The organism is Comamonas sp. CMM03 (genome assembly GCF_019218715.1).
GTDB lineage: Bacteria > Pseudomonadota > Gammaproteobacteria > Burkholderiales > Burkholderiaceae_C > Comamonas > Comamonas terrigena.
Genome location: NZ_JAHUXB010000001.1, coordinates 402,037 through 420,137, shown reverse-complemented (window position 1 = coordinate 420,137; position 18,101 = coordinate 402,037). Strand labels below are relative to the sequence as shown.

The window sequence follows — 18,101 nt, the reverse complement described above, 5'->3', positions numbered from 1 at the left end:
AAGATGGCGTGGAATGAACGGCGGTTGCCGGTGGCGGTGGCAGCAATGGCGGTGGCGGGCTTTTTGACGGCTTGCAGCCAGGGGCATACGGAAGCCGGAGGCCCGCCGGGCGGCCCGGCCGTGGTGGAGGTACAGGCCGCAGGCACGCGCGCCCTGTCCCTGGGTGAGGAACTGCCCGGGCGCGTGGAAGCAACCCGTGTGGCCGAAGTACGCGCCCGGGTGGCCGGCATCGTGCTGAGCAAGAACTTTGTGGAAGGCTCGGACGTGAAGGCCGGGCAGCTGTTGTTCAAGATCGACCCGGCCCCCTACCGGACGGCACTGGCCCGCGCCAAGGCCGAGCTGGCAAAAGCGGAGGCCGCAGTGGCCGATGCCGATGCCGTGGTGCGGCGCTACAGCCCGCTGGCCAAGCTGGAGGCCGTGAGCCAGCAGGAGTTCGACACCGCCCAGGCCACGCTCAAGAGCGCCCAGGCGGCCCGGCAGTCCGCCGTGGCCGATGTGGACACGGCGCAGCTGAACCTGGACTACACCAGCGTGGTGGCACCCATTGCCGGGCGTATTGGCCGGGGGCTGGTGACCGAAGGCGCCCTGGTGGGACAGAACGAGACCACGGCCATGGCCGTGATCCAGCAGCTGAACCCCGTCTACGTGGACTTCACCCAGGCCGCTGCCGAAGTGATGAAAGCCCGGGCACAGGGCGCCGGTACGGCGGCCACACGCCTGTCGGTCACCATTGAAGGCACCGACCAGACACGCGACGGCAAGCTGCTGTTTGCCAATGCCTCGGTCGACAAGACCACCGGCCAGATTGCGCTGCGCGGCGAGTTTGCCAACCCCGACGGCCTGCTGCTGCCCGGCATGTATGTGCGCGTGAAGATGGCCAACGCCGAGCCGACCCAGGCCGTGGTCGTGCCCCAGCGCGCCGTGAAGCGCGCTGCCGACGGCAAGCCGCTGGTGATGGTGCTGGGCCAGGACGGCAAGGTGGCGGCGATGCCGGTGGAGACCGGCCGCATGGTGGGCCCGGACTGGCACATCACCACCGGCCTGCAAGGGGGCGAGCGGGTGATTGTGGGCGGTGCCCCAGTCAACCCCGGCGATGCGGCCACCGCCGCCGGTGCGCCTGCGGCTGACGCCCCTGCTGCCGCTCCTGCAGCTGCGGCGGAAGCGCCCGCTGCACAGGCCGATGCCAAAGGATCTGCCGGCACCTGAGTCGTGACCCAGTCCCCGGGTTTCCGGGGCACGCGCCTGCGGGCGCTTTCAAGCACTGAGCATCCATGTCCAAATTTTTCATTGGACGGCCCAACTTTGCCTGGGTTGTCGCAATCTTCATCACGCTGGCTGGCGTGTTGTCCATCCCGTCGCTACCGGTGTCACAGTTCCCGGTGGTGGCCCCGCCGCAGATCACCGTGGCGGCTACCTACCCTGGCGCTTCGGCCAAGGACGTGTCCGAATCGGTGACCAGCATCCTCGAAGAGGAAATCAACGGCGCCAAGGGCATGCTGTACTTCGAGTCGTCCAGCTCCAATGGCTCGGCCGAGATCACGGTCACTTTCAAGCCGGGGCTGGACGCAGACCTGGCCCAGGTGGACGTGCAGAACCGGTTAAAGAAGGCCGAAGCACGCCTGCCGTCCGCCGTGACCCAGCAGGGTCTGCAGGTGGAGCAGGCCAATGCCGGCTTTCTGCTGATCTATTCGCTGCGCTACAAGGCCGAGGACAGCAGCAAGGACGTGGTCGAGCTGGCTGACTACGCGGCACGCCGCATCAACAACGAAATCCGCCGCATCCCCGGTGTGGGCAAGCTGCAGTTCTTCAGCTCCGAAGCCGCCATGCGCGTGTGGGTGGATCCGCAGAAGCTGCTGGGCTACGGCCTGTCGATTGCCGACGTCAACAGCGCCATTGCGGCGCAGAACGTGCAGGTGCCGGCGGGCAGCTTTGGCAGCCGCCCCGGCACGGCCGAGCAGGAGCTGACGGCCACCCTGGCGGTCAAGGGCATGCTGGAGTCACCCGAGGAGTTCGGCCGCATTGTGCTGCGTGCCAACACCGACGGCTCCGCCGTGCGCCTGGACGACGTGGCGCGCCTGGAAATCGGACGCCAGGACTACAGCGTGGAAAGCCGCCAGGACGGCCGCAAGGCCGTGGCCGCCGCCGTGCAGCTGGCGCCTGGCGCCAATGCGCTGCAGACCGCCGATGCGGTCAAGGCCCGACTGAACGAGCTGTCGGCCGCCTTCCCTGCCGACATCGAGCATTCCATCGCCTACGACACCTCGCTGTTTGTGAAGGTGGCCATTGAGAAGGTCATCTACACCCTGCTGGAAGCCATGGTGCTGGTGTTCCTGGTGATGCTGCTGTTCCTGCAGAACCTGCGCTACACGCTGATCCCGACCATCGTGGTGCCGGTGTGCCTGATGGGCACTTTCGCCGTGATGTCGCTGCTGGGCTTTTCCGTGAACATGATGACCATGTTCGGCATGGTGCTGGCCATCGGCATTCTGGTGGACGACGCCATTGTGGTGGTGGAAAACGTCGAGCGCATCATGACCGAGGAAGGCCTGTCTCCGGCCGCGGCCACGGTGAAGGCCATGTCCCAGGTCAGCGGCGCCATCGTCGGCATCACCCTGGTGCTGGCCGCCGTGTTCCTGCCGCTGGCGTTCATGAGTGGCTCCGTGGGAGTGATCTACCAGCAGTTCTCGCTGTCGCTGGCGGTGTCCATTCTGTTCTCGGGCTTCCTGGCCCTGACGTTCACGCCGGCGCTGTGCGCCACCCTGCTCAAGCCGGTGGCCATGGGCCACCATGACACCAAGCGCGGCTTCTTTGGCTGGTTCAACCGCAGCTTTGAACGCCTGACCGGCCGCTTCGAAGCGCTGAACCACCGCCTGCTGCGCCGCACCGGCCGCTACATGGTGATCTACGCCGCCCTGGTGGGCGTGCTGGGCTGGATGTATGTGCGCGTGCCGGAGTCGTTTGTGCCTTCGGAAGACCAGGGCTACATGATTGTGGACATGCAGCTGCCCCCCGGCGCCAGCTACGCCCGCACAGAAGCACTGGTCAAGGATGTGGAGCAGTACCTGGCGGAGCGCAAGACGCTGTCGTCGTCCTTCTCGGTGCTGGGCTTCAGCTTCTCGGGCACCGGGCAGAACGCGGCGCTGGGTTTCCCAACCTTCAAGGACTGGTCCGAGCGCAAGGGCGCAGGCGAGTCTGCGGCCGACGAGGCCGGCGCGCTGAACGCACGCTTTGCGGGCAACCCCGACGGCACGGTGATGGCGGTGACACCACCGCCCATCGAAGGCCTGGGCAATGCGGGCGGCTTTTCGCTGCGCCTGCAGGACCGTGGCGGCGTAGGCCGTGAGGTGCTGACCCAGGCCCTGGGCACGCTGCTGTACAAGGCCAACACCTCCCCGGTCATTGCCTACGCGATGATGGAAGGCCTGGCCGACGCGCCCCAGCTGCGCCTGGATGTGGACCGCGCCAAGGCGCAGGCGCTGGGCGTGGGCTTTGACACCATCAGCACCGCCTTGTCGACGGCCTTTGGCTCTGCCACCGTGAACGACTTTGCCAACGCCGGCCGCCTACAGCGGGTGGTGGTGCAGGCTGATGTGCGCGACCGCGCCACCCCGGAGAGCATCCTCACCCTGCACGTGCCCAACCGGGCCGGCGACCAGGTGCCGCTGAGCGCGTTTGTGACCGCGCAGTGGGAGAACGGCCCGGTCCAGATCTCGCGCTACAACGGTTACCAGGCCTTCAAGATCGGCGGCGACGCCCGCCCGGGATACAGCACCGGTGAGGCCATGGCCGAGCTGGAACGCATCATGAAAGAGCTGCCCGAAGGCATTGGCTACGAGTGGACCGGCCTGTCCTACCAGGAACGCTTTGCCGGTGCCCAGGCGCCCATTCTGTTTGCGCTGGCCATTCTGGTGGTGTTCCTGCTGCTGGTGGCGCTGTATGAGAGCTGGGCGATTCCCGCCTCCGTCATGCTGATCGTCCCCATCGGGGCCCTGGGCTCGGTGCTGGCCGTCACGGTGGCGGGCCTGACCAACGATGTGTACTTCAAGGTGGGGCTGATCACCGTGATCGGCCTGGCGGCGAAGAACGCCATCCTGATCGTCGAATTCGCCAAGGCGCTGCGCGAGCAAGGGCTTTCCCTGGTGGAAGCCGCCGTCACGGCCGCGCGCCTGCGCTTCCGCCCGATTGTGATGACCTCGCTGGCCTTCATCCTGGGCGTGGTACCGCTGGTGATTGCCACCGGTGCGGGCGCTGCCAGCCAGCGTTCGCTGGGTACAGGGGTGATCGGCGGCATGCTGAGCGCCACCTTGCTGGGTGTGGTGTTCGTTCCGGTCTTCTTCGTGTGGGTGCTGTCCCTGCTGGGCGACCGCAAGGGCAAGAAGCAGCAGGCTGATGCAGCCGACGGACAAACTGCCCCTGCGGCAGCGGAGTAACTAGGCAATGAACAAGCAACAGACATTTCAATCCATGCCCCTCGGGGCCCTAGCACTGGCGCTGACACTGGCCTTGGGGGGCTGCTCCCTGGCCCCGACCCTGCAAACGCCCGAAGCCCCCATTCCCTCGCAATGGGCCGGCAACGTGCCCACCGCTGCGGCCAGCGCCGCCGTGGACTGGCAGGACTTTGTGACCGATCCCACGGTGCGCAAGCTGGTGGAACAGGCGCTGCACAACAACCGCGATCTGCGGCAGACGCTGCTGAACATCGAGGTGGCGCGCGCCCAGTACCGCATCCAGCGGGCCGACCGCCTGCCGGGCCTGAACGCCCAGGCCGGCGGCACCCGCCAGCGCACCCCTGCCGACCTGTCGGCCGGCGGCGCGGCCAGCATCGGCAACACCATCCAGGCGGGGGTGGGCATCACCTCGTTCGAGCTGGACCTGTTCGGCCGCGTGAAAAGCCTGTCAGACGCTGCGCTGCAGGACTATCTGGCGACGGAGGAAGCCGGCCGTGCTGCCCAGCTCAGCCTGGTGGCCGAGGTGGTGCAGGCCTACCTGACCCGCGACAGCGCCCAGCGCCGCCTGGAGCTGACGCAGCTGACGCTGGCGGCCCGGGAACGTTCGCTGGAACTGATCGAACAGCGCCGCCGCAACGGCGCCTCCAGCGCGGTGGACTACCAGGAGGCCCTGGGCCTGACCGAGCAGGCCCGCGCCGACTTCGAGCGCAATGCGCGCGAGTTCAGCCAGGCCACCAATGCGCTGGCGCTGCTGGTGGGCGACCACCAGGCCGTCGCCGCCCTGCCGGCGTCGGCAGCCACCGGCCCGCTGGTGCTGCAGCAGCTGGTGCCGGACATGCCGGCCGCTCTGCTGACCCGCCGCCCGGACATTCTGGCGGCCGAACACCAGTTGCAGGCGCGCAACGCCAACATCGGCGCCGCGCGGGCGGCCTTCTTCCCCAGCATCTCGCTCACGGGGTTCTTCGGCAGCTCCAGCGCAGACCTGTCGCGCCTGTTTGAAGGCGGACAGCAGGCCTGGTCCTTTGCCCCACAGCTGACCTTGCCCATCTTCGATGGCGGCCGCAACCGCGCCAACCTGGACGTGGCCAAGGTCCGCAAGGACATGGCGGTGGCCAAGTACGAAGCCACCATCCAGACGGCGTTCCGGGAAGTGGCGGACGCACTGGCCGCCACGGACACCTTGCGCCGGGAAGAATCGGCCCGCCAGGCCTTGGCTGCCAGCAGCGCCGAGAGCATGCGCCTGTCCGAAGCACGCTACCGCGCCGGGGTGGACAGCCACCTGCGCTACCTGGATGCGCAGCGCAGCAACTACACCAACCAGGTGGCGCTGATCGAGGTGACCACCCAGCGCCAGACGGCCCTGGTGAGCCTGTTCCGTGCCCTGGGCGGCAGCTGGTCGGCCGCCCCCAAGGCGGATGCCGGGAACAGCTGATGGCGGTGCAGCACCCCGCTGCACGGGGTGGGATGGGTGTGGGGGTCGGGCAGCGCCCTGCCCCACTCCCCTACTGCCCCACTACCCCACAGACCCCATCCATGCAGCCTGCTGCATACAAGCTACGGCCTTCTGAAACACCGCAGGGGACCCGGCCAGGCGCCGGGTCTTTTTGCGATGACCCACGATGACGCGCGCTGGCGCACGATGGCACACCAACCCACCAGCAACGCGGTAACCTCACCGGCCCAGCCTGAACACACGATATGACCGATCTGCTGACACTGAAAGGCGGCCCGCTGGACCGCACTGACCTGCAAGCGCTGCAGCGCACCCGCGGCGGCCAGGGCGTTCGCCTGGAGGGTTGCGAATTGGACGATGCCGACCTGTCGGGCCTGGACCTGAGCGGGATGCAGTTCAACGAGTGCACGTTCTCCGGGGCCCAGCTTGAAAAGGCCGACCTGTCCCGCACCACCTGGAGCCGCTGCCGTGCGGCCTTTGCCCAGTTCGACATGGCCAACCTGACCGAAGCCCGGTTCGACGGTGGCGACTTCAACAATGCGTCATGGACGCGCGCGCGCCTGGCGGCCGCCACGTTCAGCGAGGTCAAACTGACCGGTGCGAAGTTCTACCAGGTGCAGTCTCTGGGGCTGACCCTCCAGCGCTGCCTGCTGGTGAATGCGAACTTGCGGGGCATGTCGTTTCGCAAGCTGCGCCTGGAAGGCCTGAACTTCGCGGGTGCCGACCTGGGCGGCTGCGACTTCTCTCAGGCCGTGTTTGCGGGCGGCAGCCTGCGTGATGCCAACCTCCGAAACGCCAACTTCACCTCGGCCGATGTGCGGGATGTGGAGCTTGGCAAGGTCCAGGTGGGGGACCTGCAGCACCACTTCAAAGGTGCCATCATGTCCACGGACCAGGCAGCGGCCATCGTCGCCTCTCTGGGCGTGACCGTGCTCTGACGGGGTGGCCCCTCCGCTGGGGCCGGATATTGGGGCAGAACGCCAGGGCAGCGGCCGCCCTGCCCTCTCCTGCCTCATTACCCGCCAGCGCCTCGCTAGCGCCTCGCCAACGCTCCACTGGTCGCTCGGCACGTGCCCGGTCAGACGATGGTCAGCACATCCGCCACCGGTTTGCGGGGCTTCTGGGGCCAGTTGCCAGGCTCTGGATGGCCCACCACCACGATCAGCACCGGCAGCTCCGTGCTTGCCAGGCCCAAGGCCTGCGCGACCTGTGCGGCGTCAAAGCCGCTCATGGCACACGAACCCAGGCCCATGCTTTCGGCCGCGAGCATCAGGGTCATGCCCGCCAAGGACGCGGAGCGCACGGCCTCATCCCGCTGCAGCGTGCCATTGCCCGCATGGCTGCGGTGCGCCTGCGACTGCCACGCTTCGGCCATGGCCTGCGGCATGAATCCCGCCTGCACGCTGGGCGCCAGGGCCGATGCCAGTTGGGTGTGCGCCTCCAGCGTTCCGCAGACCAGGAAGGCGGCCGAGGCATCGGCAATCTTCTGCTGCCCATAGGCCGCAGCCTGCAGGCGGGCCTTGGCCTCTGGCGAGCGGGCCACCACAAAGCGCCAGTTTTGCAGGTTGTAGGCCGACGGTGCTTTGGTGGCCAGGTCGACCAGCGAAGCGATGGTGGCATCGTCCAAAGGACGGTCGGGCTGGAAGCTGTTGACGGAAATGCGGGATGCGATGGCAGCTTGGACGGACAGGGTCATAGGGGTAACGGAAGAAAAAAGGGGTCGAGAAAAAATGATCGAAGTGATCGAGGGAGTGATCGGGAAAAAGTGATAGCGAAGGTGGTCGGATCAAAGGGGAAAAGTTGGCCGCGGCACTGCGCGCCGCTCTAGGGCCTGCGGCTTGAAGCCCATTGCACGCCGAAGACACTGGCCAGCACGACCAGCAGCCCCAGCAGCGAGGCCCCGGTCATGGACTGGGACAGCAAGGCCCAGCCCAGCACCACGGCGGTCAGCGGGCTCAACAGGCCCAGCGATGCCACGGCCACGGAAGGCAGGCGGGCCACACCGCGAAACCACAGCACATAGGCCACGAGTGCGCCCGCCCCGCTGAGGTAGGCATAGGCGGCCCATTGCGCCCCGGTCAGCGTGGGCAGCGGGGCATCCACCAGCCACGCCACCGGCGCCAGCATCAGGCCCCCCAGCACCAGTTGCCACCCGGTCATGGACAGCACAGGCAAGCCGATCTGCCAGCGCCGGGTCAACCAGACGCCCGTGGCCATGGACACCGCCCCCAGCAAGGCTGCAGCCATGCCAATCGGCTCAAACACCGTCTGCGGCGACAGCAGCAGCACGGCCATGCCGAACACACCGGCCGCAGCGCAGCACACCGCCACCACGCCCGGCGCACGACGGTCGACAGCCCAGGCCAGCAGCATGACCAGCAGCGGTTGAATCGCCCCCAGCACCGCCGCCAGACCACCCGGCAGGCGATAGGCCGCCACAAACAGCAGCGCCTGGAACACCCCGATGTTCAGCGCGCTCAACACCCACAGGCGCCACCAGTGCTGCCTGTGCGGCAGCTGCCGTGTGATCAGCAGCAGCAACAGGCCTGCGGGCAGCGCCCGGATCAGCGCGGCGGTGAAGGGTCGGTCCGGCGGCAGAAACTCGGACGTCACGATGTAGGTGGAGCCCCAGATGACAGGGGCGCATGCGGTCAGCAAAGCGTCGCGCCAGGGGTGGGGAGAAATGTCGGCAGGCATGTGTTATCTTCAAATCAAGACAATTCATTGTGCAAGTCAGTTATCTTGAAGTCAAGACAAATGAAAGACCATACGCTTTCTACGCCGCGCGATGCCGTGGACACCATCCTGGCCCAGTGGCGGCGCGAGCGCCCCGATCTGGATGTGAGCCCCATGGGCCCCATCGGGCGCATCAAACGTTGTGCGGCGCTGCTGGAGCAGCAGCTGGAAGCCGGCTTTGCGGAGTTCGACCTGAGCGTGTGGGAGTTCGACATGCTGGCTGCCCTGCGGCGGTCTGGCGCCCCTTACTGCCTCAGCCCCACGGAGCTGTTCTCCACCCTCATGGTGACATCGGGCACGATGACCCACAGACTCAAGCGCCTGGAGGCCCGGGGGTGGGTGGCACGCGTACCCAACGCCCAGGATGCGCGCAGCACCCTGGTGCAGCTCACCGCGCAAGGGCTGGCGCTGATCGAGCGCGCGGTGGAGGCGCACGTGGACAACGAACGCACGATGCTGTCGGTGGTGCCTGCGGAGGTGCTGCGCGACCTGGATGCGCAGCTGTCCCGCTTGCTGCGCGCCCTGGAGCCTTCCAGCCATGGCGCCGATGCGGCGCCGGCATCCTGAGCGGCATGGGCTCCGCAGCGGACCCCGGCCATGTGCTGGGTCTTTTTTGGGCAGGAGGCAGAATGGGACCCAAAGGAGTTCTGCACACATGGCACGCGCGCAGCAGGTGGTGGTCACTGTCGGCGATGTTTTCAAGACAGAGGAGCTGCATCAACGCCTGATGACGGCGCTGGCATTTCCGGGCTTCTACGGCCGCAACTGGGATGCCTTCTGGGACGCCATCACCGGGCTGGTGGAGATGCCCCACACGCTGCGGCTGGAGGGGTGGCAGGCACTGGAGGCACGCCTCCCCCGCGATGCCCGTGTGCTGCGCCAGTGCCTGGAGCGCATGCAGCAGCAGTTCCCCGCACTGGCAGCCCAGGTGGAATACGCGTAGCCCGGCTCACCTGCAAACGGTATGCCTGCTGGGATGGCCGGTACTGCCTGGCCTGAAGCCAACACAGGGGCGGATGCTGCGCCAACAGCGCGACGGCTGGAGCGCCCCTCCACCAGGCGATTCAGTGACGGTGGTGAGCAGGCCTGCCTGCTTTCGGCCAGAAGCAGCCAGTGGTGGCTGCTGCAAGCGAACGCTCAACGTTTGAATTCAGCAGCCGCCGAAGGGGCGGTCCGCTGGAATGAGGGTTTAGATATCACTCTCGGCATTCTGAAGAATTTGCCTTAGAGATTGCGCAAGCTGGATGTAGTTGTTCACCGCTTCAAAGTCGATCTCGAACTCTTCAGAGTGAGTTGCCTTATTCCTAAGCATCCGAAGTTCATGAAATAAGGAAATCTGCTGACCATCGAGGATTTCTAGCAACCCCAACTCACGGCCCAGTGCGGTTGGATTCAGTGGAGTCCGCAAGGACGTGACACTTGCTGAAGTCTCTCGGCGGGAAAGTCGGAGCTCGACAGCTCGCGCTGCCGAAAGTTCAACGTTCCGCCAAGCCTCGATGATTGCGGAGCGTGGAGAAACTTTGGCGAGTTCCAGCAATCTTGCTTCATCATCGCTGAACGTTCGGGCTGCTCTAGCTCCTGGAACTTTCTCCTCAACTTCCTTGCGCAGCTCCTCGACCTGCTTCGAAAACTCAGCTTCCACCGGGCCTGCCTTCACTTTCGTAAGGTCCTTCAGTTTTCCCTGAAGGTGTGGTGTGAGTCGCCACGCCGCGATTGCGGCAACCAGGGGCCAAGAAAGCGCCGTAATCACTTTGCTCCAGAAGTCGAGCCAGGGACTCACATCGCCATCGCCAACAGGTGCAGATGCATTGGGCGACGACTTGGGAGGTACTGGAGCAGAGCAGTAGACGACAACAGTCTGGCTGGGCGTCGAGTCCGCCTGAGAGCTCGCGGCATTTGCTGGCCCGCGGACAACGGTTGGGCTCTTTGGGAGAGGCTTTGGGGTGCATGCCCCTGACACTACTGGACTTGCTGTTTCAGCTGCGTCGACGGATACGCAAGCAAGCACAGTGAGTACCAACGCCAGTAGTGAGTTTTGTCGAGGGCTGATAAGGCGCATGCTTATTTTTGTGTGATGCCTAACGTGATGTATCCAGCAAAAACTTTCGAGCTAAATTGGCCCGTACGGGGTACTCTGAGCACTGGTTTCTCCTGGAAGTGGGCCGCAGCATGGTTTTGCAGGCGATTGCCTGTTTAAACATCAGGGACAAAAAACCTTGAAACCCGCAGGTGTTAACAAAGCGAACTATAGCTCGCTTTGAAGCTTGGACAGCGCACTCAAACAGCACGCTCTTGGACGGTCAGGCAGCGGGTAGCGAATGAACGGCAGCTTTTGGGTTGCATTCCCCAACGTCGACACAGGTCCCAAATCACCTGTTCGACAGAATAGTGCTAATGACGGCAACCACTGCTCAGCAGTCACTGGTCGGCGCGGCGTGAACGGCTGCAGTGGGTCGTTTTACGACATTGCACCGCTCGTGACCGACTGAGTTCGGCCATTAGCCGTCGCTGATGGAATCAAGAAGCAGACATTCAACGCCTAAGTTAAGCAGCACATCGAAGCGGCGTCGGTTTGAATGAATTGTTAGGCCGCGGCCGACGTGGCGGACTCATCAACTACGTCAAAGTCGGTGCCAAGTTGACCACGCAGCGTCTCTAGAAATTGTTGGGCCGCATTATTGAATCGGTCGCGCTCCGCGGCATCCCACGGGGATGGATCAGGCGGATACGTCCAATCAATGCTCGTGTCGAACCAGCTGCATAGGTGATAGGCAAAGCGCCACGTGTTCTCCGGAAGAGGAAGATCCCGTGTATCTATGGGGTAATCCCATTTATCCCTAGCAGCGTCATTCGCTGCCCAAAGGCAAATGCCGCTGCCGGGATCAAAGAAGAACCTGAGGATGTAAACGGACATTTTGAGTGGCCTAACGTAATGTAGAACGCACCAAGACGCAGGCCATATCTGGCGCTTGCGGTTGCTGGAGCAGGTCCGTGGGCGAATTCGCTACCAACACTATAGCCCGCGCACCGAGCAGGCCTATGTGCAATGGATGCGCCTGTTTGCGAAATGGAACGGTTTGCGGCATTTGCGAGATGGGGGGCAGTAAATAGAAATTTTTCTGTCCATGCTGGCCAATGAGTGACGGCTTTCGAGCTTCTAGCTGGATGGCAGTTCAGGGTCGCAACCTGCCTCAGGAGACGGCCACAAACAGCCTTGGTTGACGACACTCAATTCGGTCGAAACTCGACATCCACATCAACCATGAAAATTTGGCAAATCTGGCTCTTTGGTGAAGGATTTCACGTCAGAGGGATGAAGTTCAACTGCGAAATTTCGGGCTTCGTTGAGGCCGAAAGTGCCGATGCGGCGGCGAAAAAAGCGTGTGGCATTGCGACGCGGACTCACCCCGAACTGAGTCAGGCGGCAGGTTCATTTCCGCGCCCAGTAATCAACGCGAACGAAATTCAGGAATGGAGTGGTACCCATCCTCAGTCAATTGAAGTAGACCAAGTTGAACTTCATTGGATAGCCGCCACTTGACAGTTCTGGTTTGAAAGGCTGGCATGGGTCGCTAGCGGACGTCGCGGAGGCCTCTTCTCGGCCAGAATCAGCCGTTCGCGAAGGCTGCTTAGCCGCATGCCTCCAGCTGAGAGCTGACGCGGGGGTTTCAACACCGCATGTCGGCGGCGATCAACAGCCGAACTGGAGGGCCTCTGGCTGCAATCTTCCAGAATCGGCATTCCAGGATTTCCGCAGCCCATAGCCCTTGTTGGAGACCACCCCGCGCCGGCCCGGCCCATTGGCGGCGATTCACCGTGCCTTCAGGCAAAATCCAGAGGATTGGGGCAAGCTTGGCGTCAGGTCTGCCGGGAAGCCCACCTTGAAGAATGGAACAGCATCAATGGCACTGACGAAAAAGGGCGAGTTCTGGTACGGGACCACGTCCGGCGACACCCAAGCCGAGCTGCGCAGCTACAGCATTGCGAATGGCTATGAGGCCGTCCGGTTTGCATCGTCCAAATGCAATTGCGGGAGCCGGACTTTTGCGCTGCAGACGGATGAGGAAGCCGGCGTGGCAATCCGCACCTGCACCGACTGCGGGCAGGAACACCTGATGGGCGACAGCGCGGACCACATTGAAGAGGCCGCCCCCGAGGCGCACGAGTGCGTGTGCGAGAACGAGGTGTTCGAGCTGGTGTCCGGCGTCTCCGTGTACGAGGGCACACATGACGTGCGCTGGTACTACATCGCTTGCCACTGCGTGGAATGCAATCTGGTGGGGGTCTTCGCAGACTGGAAGTGTGAAGCAGGTGATGCGGCGGCCTTCCTCGCCAAGGTGTGAGCGCACTCCCCCCGCAGAGATCCTGCGCGCAAGCTTGAGCGGCCGGGGAGTGTCATGAGGTGGTGTGGTGGTAAGGCTGGCAGAAGCCCTTGGGCTGTGGGCGGAGATACCGGTCAGCAATGTGTCGCGGAGAGCGGCTCTTAGCGGTTGGTGGATGTTTCGGTTTCAGCACTAGCCCCACGTTGAAGTACACGTGTGAATCCAAAAGCCACTAAATGACGCATGGACTGCATGCCTATCTTTTCCAAGCTTTCCACACCGATGAACCGCCGCATAGGCCTCATGGGCATCGGGTCGGTCGTCGCGGCTTTGGTGTCAGGCTGTTCCGGTGCCCAGGTGCTCGACCATCTGGTGCCCCATGACACCTACCACGGCCCCACCGGCGTGTCCTACGGGCCCGATCCGCGGCATCTGCTGGATGTGTACCAGCCAGCCACGGATACCGTGCCCGGCAATGCACCGGTGGTGCTGTTTCTATACGGCGGCAACTGGACGAGCGGCGAGCGGGCCATGTATCGTTTCGTGGGCGAAGCCCTGGCAGCCAACGGCATCATCGCTGTGGTGGCCGACTATCGGCTGAGTCCCCATGTGCACTACGACGGTTTTCTGGGTGATTGTGCTTTGGCCCTGCAATGGACCTTGTCGCATGCCGCCAGCCTGGGAGGCAACCCCGAGCGGGTGATGGTGATGGGCCATTCCGCCGGGGCTTACAACGCTGCCATGCTCGCACTGGACCCGCGTTGGCTGGCGCCTTTGGACTTGACCCCTGATCGCCTGGCGGGCTGGATTGGTCTGGCCGGGCCGTACGACTTTTTGCCGATTGTCGACCCCGAGGTACAGCTTGCCTTCAGCTGGCCGCACACCCCGGCCAACTCCCAACCCATCTTCCACGCCAACGCCAAAGCTCCCCGCACCTTGCTGCTGGCCGCGCGCAACGACACCGTGGTAGATGCGCAGCGCAACACCGTCGGCCTGGCGAACCGGTTGCGGGCTGCGGGCAGCGAGGTGGAGATGCGGATCTTTGACCGCATAGGCCACGTGACGACCGTCGCAGCCCTGGCCCGCCCTCTGCGCTGGTTGGCCCCGATACTGCCGACCGTGGTAGCTTTTGTGCGCGGGGAATCACTGCCTCAGACATAAGGCGAGCGGGTACGACCGCTTTCCGGCCATTGAGCACTTGGCCACAGACCAATGGAGCCCGGCCACGCAGTGCAAGGACATGCCGGGCATGCCGTCGCCTCTATCTGCAGCACCGGTTCTGGCGGAGGCCATCCGGCCGGTGGTGACCGCTATGGCTACGGCCATGAGCCGTCGCTGATGGAATCAAGAAGCAGACATTCAACGCTTGAAATGAGCGGCCTGCCTTAGGCGGGTGCGCTCGATGGCAGGGTCAGGCGTTACGTGCGGGTCAGGTGTCATAGTCACCACTGTCCCAAGGCTCGAAGAACGCCATGTAGTTGCCCGGTTGCGCCTCAACGGCCCAGTCATCCTCTTCATCTTCGGGTGTGCGAAGAACCAAGCCAAAGGTGGTGCCGAACCTGTCGACCGAGAACGGTGCCACGCTGATTCTTTGGTACTTCACCGGCTCTATCTCGGACAAAAGCTTCTTGTGAGACGCTTGGCGCGCAGCTTCATCCATGGCATCGCGAGGGCCGAAACTGTCGATCTTGGCTTCGACAAGCGCCCCTTTCTTGTCGAACAGGTAGAGCGCAACGAATTCTTCCCCCGCTTTCCCTCTGATTGCAGGCTCAAACGGTGTCGTCAGGAAGAACTGACGACCGTCTGCCGTTTGTCCGACGAATGCCGCTGCATAGTCGTCGTGGTTGATAGCGATGAGCTTGGGTGGTTGAGTTGGCATGTTCTTTACGCCCAGGATTTGAATTCAGCGGCCGCGGGAGGCGGCCCGCTGGAATGAATGGTCAGGGCGCATTCATGGATAGCCGCTGTTTCGAAGGAGCAGCAAAACTATTGTTGATTGATAGAAGAACGAAATTCAGTCTGGCGCTTGCGGTCTAAATTGGCATGCAAAAAGAGCCGCAACAGACTTGTCGCCTGACTCGGTGGCAGGTGTTTTGAATGAAAATTCAGTACCGAATTTAGCTATGAACCCGTCGCCTCTCCTGTATTACGCACCACGCGGTTGCTGAATCAGATCCGCGATCGAATTTGTAACAAGCACTATATCCTACGCACGGAGCATGCCTACCTGCAATTGGTGCGGCTGTGTGTGCAATGGCACGGTTTGCAGCGTCGCGAGACATGGGGCTGCAGGAAGTCGAGGTTTTTCAGGGCATGTTGGCCAATGGGTGACGGCTTTCGAACTTCTAACTGTGTGGCGGCTCAGGGTCGCTAGCGGACGTCGCGGAGGTCTGTTCCCGGCCAGGAGCCGCCGCTGATGGAGTCAAGAAGCAGACATTCAACGCCTGAATTAAGCCGCGCCACGAAGCGGCGTCGGCTTGAATGAATTGTTAGACCGAGCCTCCGGACTCTTTGCGCACAAACGCTTTATCCAGCTTGCGGTACATGGTGAGAGCCTTTTCCGACTCCGACTTGATGTTGTCATAAAGAGCTTCCGCGATGACGCGGATTGCGTGCTTCTCTTGCTCGTTGAGTTCCGGATACTTGTAGCGACTCATGTGCTCAAGGATCCTTGCTTTCCTGCGCTCCGCTGTGCCGGGTGACTGTCCAGCGCAAACCTGCGTAAGGTGCTCCTGCCAGGAAACATAGCAATTCGCTTCATTGCGGCAGCGCTTGTTGCAGGTCTTGCACACCGGTACCAGGTTCCCTGGATGGTGCAACCCATACTCCGTGCGGTTAAACATGAGCAAATGTTCTATTTGAAGCTGGCCAGGTTGCTCGCAATAGGCGCACGCCCTGTTGAACTCAGAGCAGATCTGAGCCCAGGTTGCCTTGCCATAGCCAATCCCTGTATTGAACCTGCGACCGAGATAGTGCTCGCCCACGGACGTAAGGAACGACCGAACAGCGGTGTTTGCGGCGTCAGACGGGGTGTTGTAAATCGCCATAGCTCTAACGTTTGAAATAAGAGGTGGCGCCCGGCTTGCCGGGTGACGTCCTCTCGATGGAAGGGTTAGCCGTCATCTCGCACCTTCCGGACACGCTCTGACAAGTGCCGTTTGACCGCCTCACCCAACTTACCAACCTCCATCGCCGCCGCATGTGCCTCCGAAAGGCAGGAAGAACGATGGTCGACATTCTCGCCCTTCAAAGACTGATAAAGAACATTCTTAAAGTTTCCCCAAAAAATATTCATTTGACCATGCAACCTCTCCACCTCATCATGGATCGCTGGCTCGTGCAGATGGGCAAGTGCCCGCAGTTCATCAGCCTCACCACAGATCGCAAGATAGCGGTTGTCATAAGCCTCCTCCGTAGTCTTCGCTCGCCACAAGATGTCGAGGTTCGTAATGGAGAACTCGCGTTGAAGCTTACTCACCAACTTGTGCATTAGCGCAAGCCGGTTTAAAGAGTCCTGGCGATCGCGAGTCCGCTGTTCTCGGAGATGCTTGTCGGAATCCGATGTTGCAAGGAACGTTTGATTTCTCGCTTGGTTGCGCGACTGAACGTAGGCGGTCAGCGCAACCCCACCAAGCGCAGCAAGGGCGGCTACTACCGGAGCGATGGTCGATGCATCCATGACGGCTAACGTAATGTAGACCGCACCAAGCCGCAGGCCATATCTGGCGCTTGCGGTCTAAATTGGCACGCAAAAAATGCCGCAAGGGGCTTGTAGCCAGGCCTTGCGGAAGGTGCGCTGGACGAAAATACAGTACTAAATTCAGCCATGAAACCCGCCGCCTCTCCTGTGTTACGCGCCACACGGTTGTTGAATCAGATCCGCGAGCACATTTGTAACAATGCACTATAGCCTACGCACGGAGCATGCCTATGTGCAATGGCACGGTTTGCGGACTCGCGTGGCATTGGGCTGCAGGAAGTCGAGGTTTTCAGTCCATGCTCGCCAATGAGTGACGGCTTTCGAGCTGCTAGCTGGGTGGCGGCTCAGGGTCGCTAGCGGACGTCGCGAAGGTCTGTTCAAACGCCACAGGCGAAAGCCCTGCCGCCAACAAGTGACAATGATCCTTCTATCGCACGTTCCATGACTGGACCGGGCAGACACCCGACGGCGCACGCCAGTCCATGCGCCTGAACTGAGGGAAACCTTATGCACACACAACGAACCGTACTGCTGGCTGGGGCTACGGGCCTGGTCGGTGGCTTGATGATCGAAGCGCTGCTGGCCGACCCGCAGGTCACGACGGTGCATGCCTTGAGCCGCAGGGCGCTGCGTATCAGCCACCCCAAGCTGCGCGTGCATCTTGTCGACTTTCAGACGCTACCCGCGCTGCCGCAGGTGGACGAGGTGTATCTGGCACTGGGAACAACGATCAAGGTGGCAGGCAGCCAGGCCGCATTCCGCGCCGTCGACCTGGATGCCAATCTTGCGGTGGCGGTGGCAGCGGTGGCCGCCGGTGCGCGCCGCGTGGGGGTGGTCAGTGCGGCCGGTGCCGATTCCACATCGTCCGTGTTCTACAACCGCACCAAAGGTAAGCTGGAAGATGCGCTCAAGACCTTGGGCTTTGAGGGCTTGGTGATCGCGCGCCCTTCTCTGCTGCTCGACACACGAGAGCATCTGAATCAGCCTGCACGGCTGGGCGAGCGGATTGCGATTCCGGTGGCCAAGCTGCTCGCACCCATTCTGCCGGGCACCTATCGGCCCGTACATGCACGGGCAGTTGCTTTGGCACTGGTGCGCAGCGTTCCTGCTACACAAGGCATCGTGGAGCTGCCCTCTGACGCATTGATTCGGCTGGGCACCCCAGCCCCATGAGCACAGCCCGGTGAAAGCATGGGAGAGGCCTCGCTGAAGGGGTCTCCAACCTCCCCCCCCCCAGCTGGCGCGGTTGGCTGACTTGGCCTGAAAACAGGCATCTCCGGGAAGATGGCCTGATTCGCGCACGCTTCAGGCCGGCGGCTGGCGCGCAGCGGGAACGGCCCAAGAAGCCGCTGTGCGCGCCAAGCTGCCATCGACGCTATCTACTTCATCGGCACCATCGACACCACCCGCTGCCAAGTGGACTGCCCTGCTCCAACCGGTGA

General features: G+C 63.0%; 18 protein-coding genes. 11 read left to right on the top strand and 7 right to left on the bottom strand.

Translation table 11 applies throughout. The features are described from left to right. Positions 1-3: 3 nt before the first annotated feature. The 4 genes from KW830_RS01965 to KW830_RS01950 all read left to right on the top strand — a co-directional run bounded on the left by KW830_RS01965 (position 4) and on the right by KW830_RS01950 (position 6,839). Positions 4-1,206 (top strand): efflux RND transporter periplasmic adaptor subunit, encoded by a 1,203-nt coding sequence (locus KW830_RS01965; protein WP_218331835.1) that lies wholly within the window; start codon positions 4-6, stop codon positions 1,204-1,206. A 65-nt stretch (positions 1,207-1,271) separates the two neighbouring features. Continuing rightward, positions 1,272-4,430, top strand: coding sequence for an efflux RND transporter permease subunit (locus tag KW830_RS01960; RefSeq protein ID WP_218331833.1), 3,159 nt, complete (start codon positions 1,272-1,274; stop codon positions 4,428-4,430). A gap of 34 nt (positions 4,431-4,464) precedes the next feature. After that, complete coding sequence (locus KW830_RS01955) at positions 4,465-5,880, top strand: efflux transporter outer membrane subunit (protein WP_218331831.1); 1,416 nt, start codon at positions 4,465-4,467, stop codon at positions 5,878-5,880. A gap of 266 nt (positions 5,881-6,146) precedes the next feature. Then, positions 6,147-6,839 carry a pentapeptide repeat-containing protein gene (locus KW830_RS01950; protein ID WP_218331829.1) on the top strand — a complete coding sequence of 231 codons (693 nt, stop codon included), beginning with the start codon at positions 6,147-6,149 and terminating at the stop codon, positions 6,837-6,839. Between the two features lie 140 nt (positions 6,840-6,979). On the opposite strand, the gene KW830_RS01945 is transcribed toward KW830_RS01950, so the two are convergent. Together KW830_RS01945 and KW830_RS01940 are read right to left on the bottom strand one after the other, a co-directional pair. Then, complete coding sequence (locus KW830_RS01945; RefSeq protein ID WP_218331827.1) at positions 6,980-7,597, bottom strand: nitroreductase family protein; 618 nt, start codon at positions 7,595-7,597, stop codon at positions 6,980-6,982. 128 nt (positions 7,598-7,725) lie between these two features. Then, complete coding sequence (locus KW830_RS01940) at positions 7,726-8,598, bottom strand: EamA family transporter (RefSeq protein WP_218331826.1); 873 nt, start codon at positions 8,596-8,598, stop codon at positions 7,726-7,728. Positions 8,599-8,658: 60 nt separating this feature from the next. Here KW830_RS01940 and KW830_RS01935 point away from each other — a divergent pair, with 60 nt between their 5' ends. Both KW830_RS01935 and KW830_RS01930 read left to right on the top strand, forming a co-directional pair. Further along, complete coding sequence (locus tag KW830_RS01935) at positions 8,659-9,204, top strand: MarR family winged helix-turn-helix transcriptional regulator (protein WP_218331825.1); 546 nt, start codon at positions 8,659-8,661, stop codon at positions 9,202-9,204. A gap of 88 nt (positions 9,205-9,292) precedes the next feature. Continuing rightward, a complete protein-coding gene (locus KW830_RS01930; RefSeq protein ID WP_218331824.1) occupies positions 9,293-9,580 on the top strand; it encodes a barstar family protein in 288 nt (95 codons plus the stop codon). A gap of 246 nt (positions 9,581-9,826) precedes the next feature. Here the strand turns inward: KW830_RS01930 and KW830_RS01925 are convergent, their stop codons facing one another. Together KW830_RS01925 and KW830_RS01920 are read right to left on the bottom strand one after the other, a co-directional pair. After that, positions 9,827-10,417 carry a hypothetical protein gene (locus KW830_RS01925; protein ID WP_218331823.1) on the bottom strand — a complete coding sequence of 197 codons (591 nt, stop codon included), beginning with the start codon at positions 10,415-10,417 and terminating at the stop codon, positions 9,827-9,829. 804 nt (positions 10,418-11,221) lie between these two features. Then, positions 11,222-11,551, bottom strand: a complete 330-nt coding sequence (locus KW830_RS01920; protein WP_218331822.1) for a hypothetical protein — start codon at positions 11,549-11,551, stop codon at positions 11,222-11,224. A gap of 55 nt (positions 11,552-11,606) precedes the next feature. On the opposite strand from KW830_RS01920, the gene KW830_RS01915 reads away from it, so the two are divergent. From KW830_RS01915 to KW830_RS01900, 4 genes are all read left to right on the top strand, one after another. After that, a complete protein-coding gene (locus KW830_RS01915; protein WP_370626072.1) occupies positions 11,607-11,744 on the top strand; it encodes a phage integrase N-terminal SAM-like domain-containing protein in 138 nt (45 codons plus the stop codon). Between the two features lie 155 nt (positions 11,745-11,899). Next, a complete protein-coding gene (locus KW830_RS01910; RefSeq protein WP_218331821.1) occupies positions 11,900-12,178 on the top strand; it encodes a hypothetical protein in 279 nt (92 codons plus the stop codon). Positions 12,179-12,539: 361 nt separating this feature from the next. After that, positions 12,540-12,980 (top strand): hypothetical protein, encoded by a 441-nt coding sequence (locus KW830_RS01905; protein ID WP_218331820.1) that lies wholly within the window; start codon positions 12,540-12,542, stop codon positions 12,978-12,980. A gap of 231 nt (positions 12,981-13,211) precedes the next feature. Continuing rightward, on the top strand, positions 13,212-14,120 hold the full coding sequence (locus KW830_RS01900) for an alpha/beta hydrolase (protein ID WP_255578035.1): 909 nt from the start codon (positions 13,212-13,214) through the stop codon (positions 14,118-14,120). Between the two features lie 268 nt (positions 14,121-14,388). Here KW830_RS01900 and KW830_RS01895 read toward each other — a convergent pair whose 3' ends face one another. From KW830_RS01895 to KW830_RS01885, 3 genes are all read right to left on the bottom strand, one after another. After that, positions 14,389-14,838: a hypothetical protein gene (locus tag KW830_RS01895; protein ID WP_218331819.1), complete on the bottom strand. Its 450-nt coding sequence runs from the start codon at positions 14,836-14,838 to the stop codon at positions 14,389-14,391. A 610-nt stretch (positions 14,839-15,448) separates the two neighbouring features. After that, positions 15,449-16,006: an HNH endonuclease gene (locus KW830_RS01890; RefSeq protein ID WP_218331817.1), complete on the bottom strand. Its 558-nt coding sequence runs from the start codon at positions 16,004-16,006 to the stop codon at positions 15,449-15,451. 65 nt (positions 16,007-16,071) lie between these two features. Next, positions 16,072-16,638 carry a hypothetical protein gene (locus KW830_RS01885; protein ID WP_218331816.1) on the bottom strand — a complete coding sequence of 189 codons (567 nt, stop codon included), beginning with the start codon at positions 16,636-16,638 and terminating at the stop codon, positions 16,072-16,074. Positions 16,639-17,166: 528 nt separating this feature from the next. Here KW830_RS01885 and KW830_RS01880 point away from each other — a divergent pair. Further along, on the top strand, positions 17,167-17,832 hold the full coding sequence (locus tag KW830_RS01880) for an NAD(P)H-binding protein (RefSeq protein WP_218331815.1): 666 nt from the start codon (positions 17,167-17,169) through the stop codon (positions 17,830-17,832). Positions 17,833-18,101 lie beyond the last annotated feature (269 nt).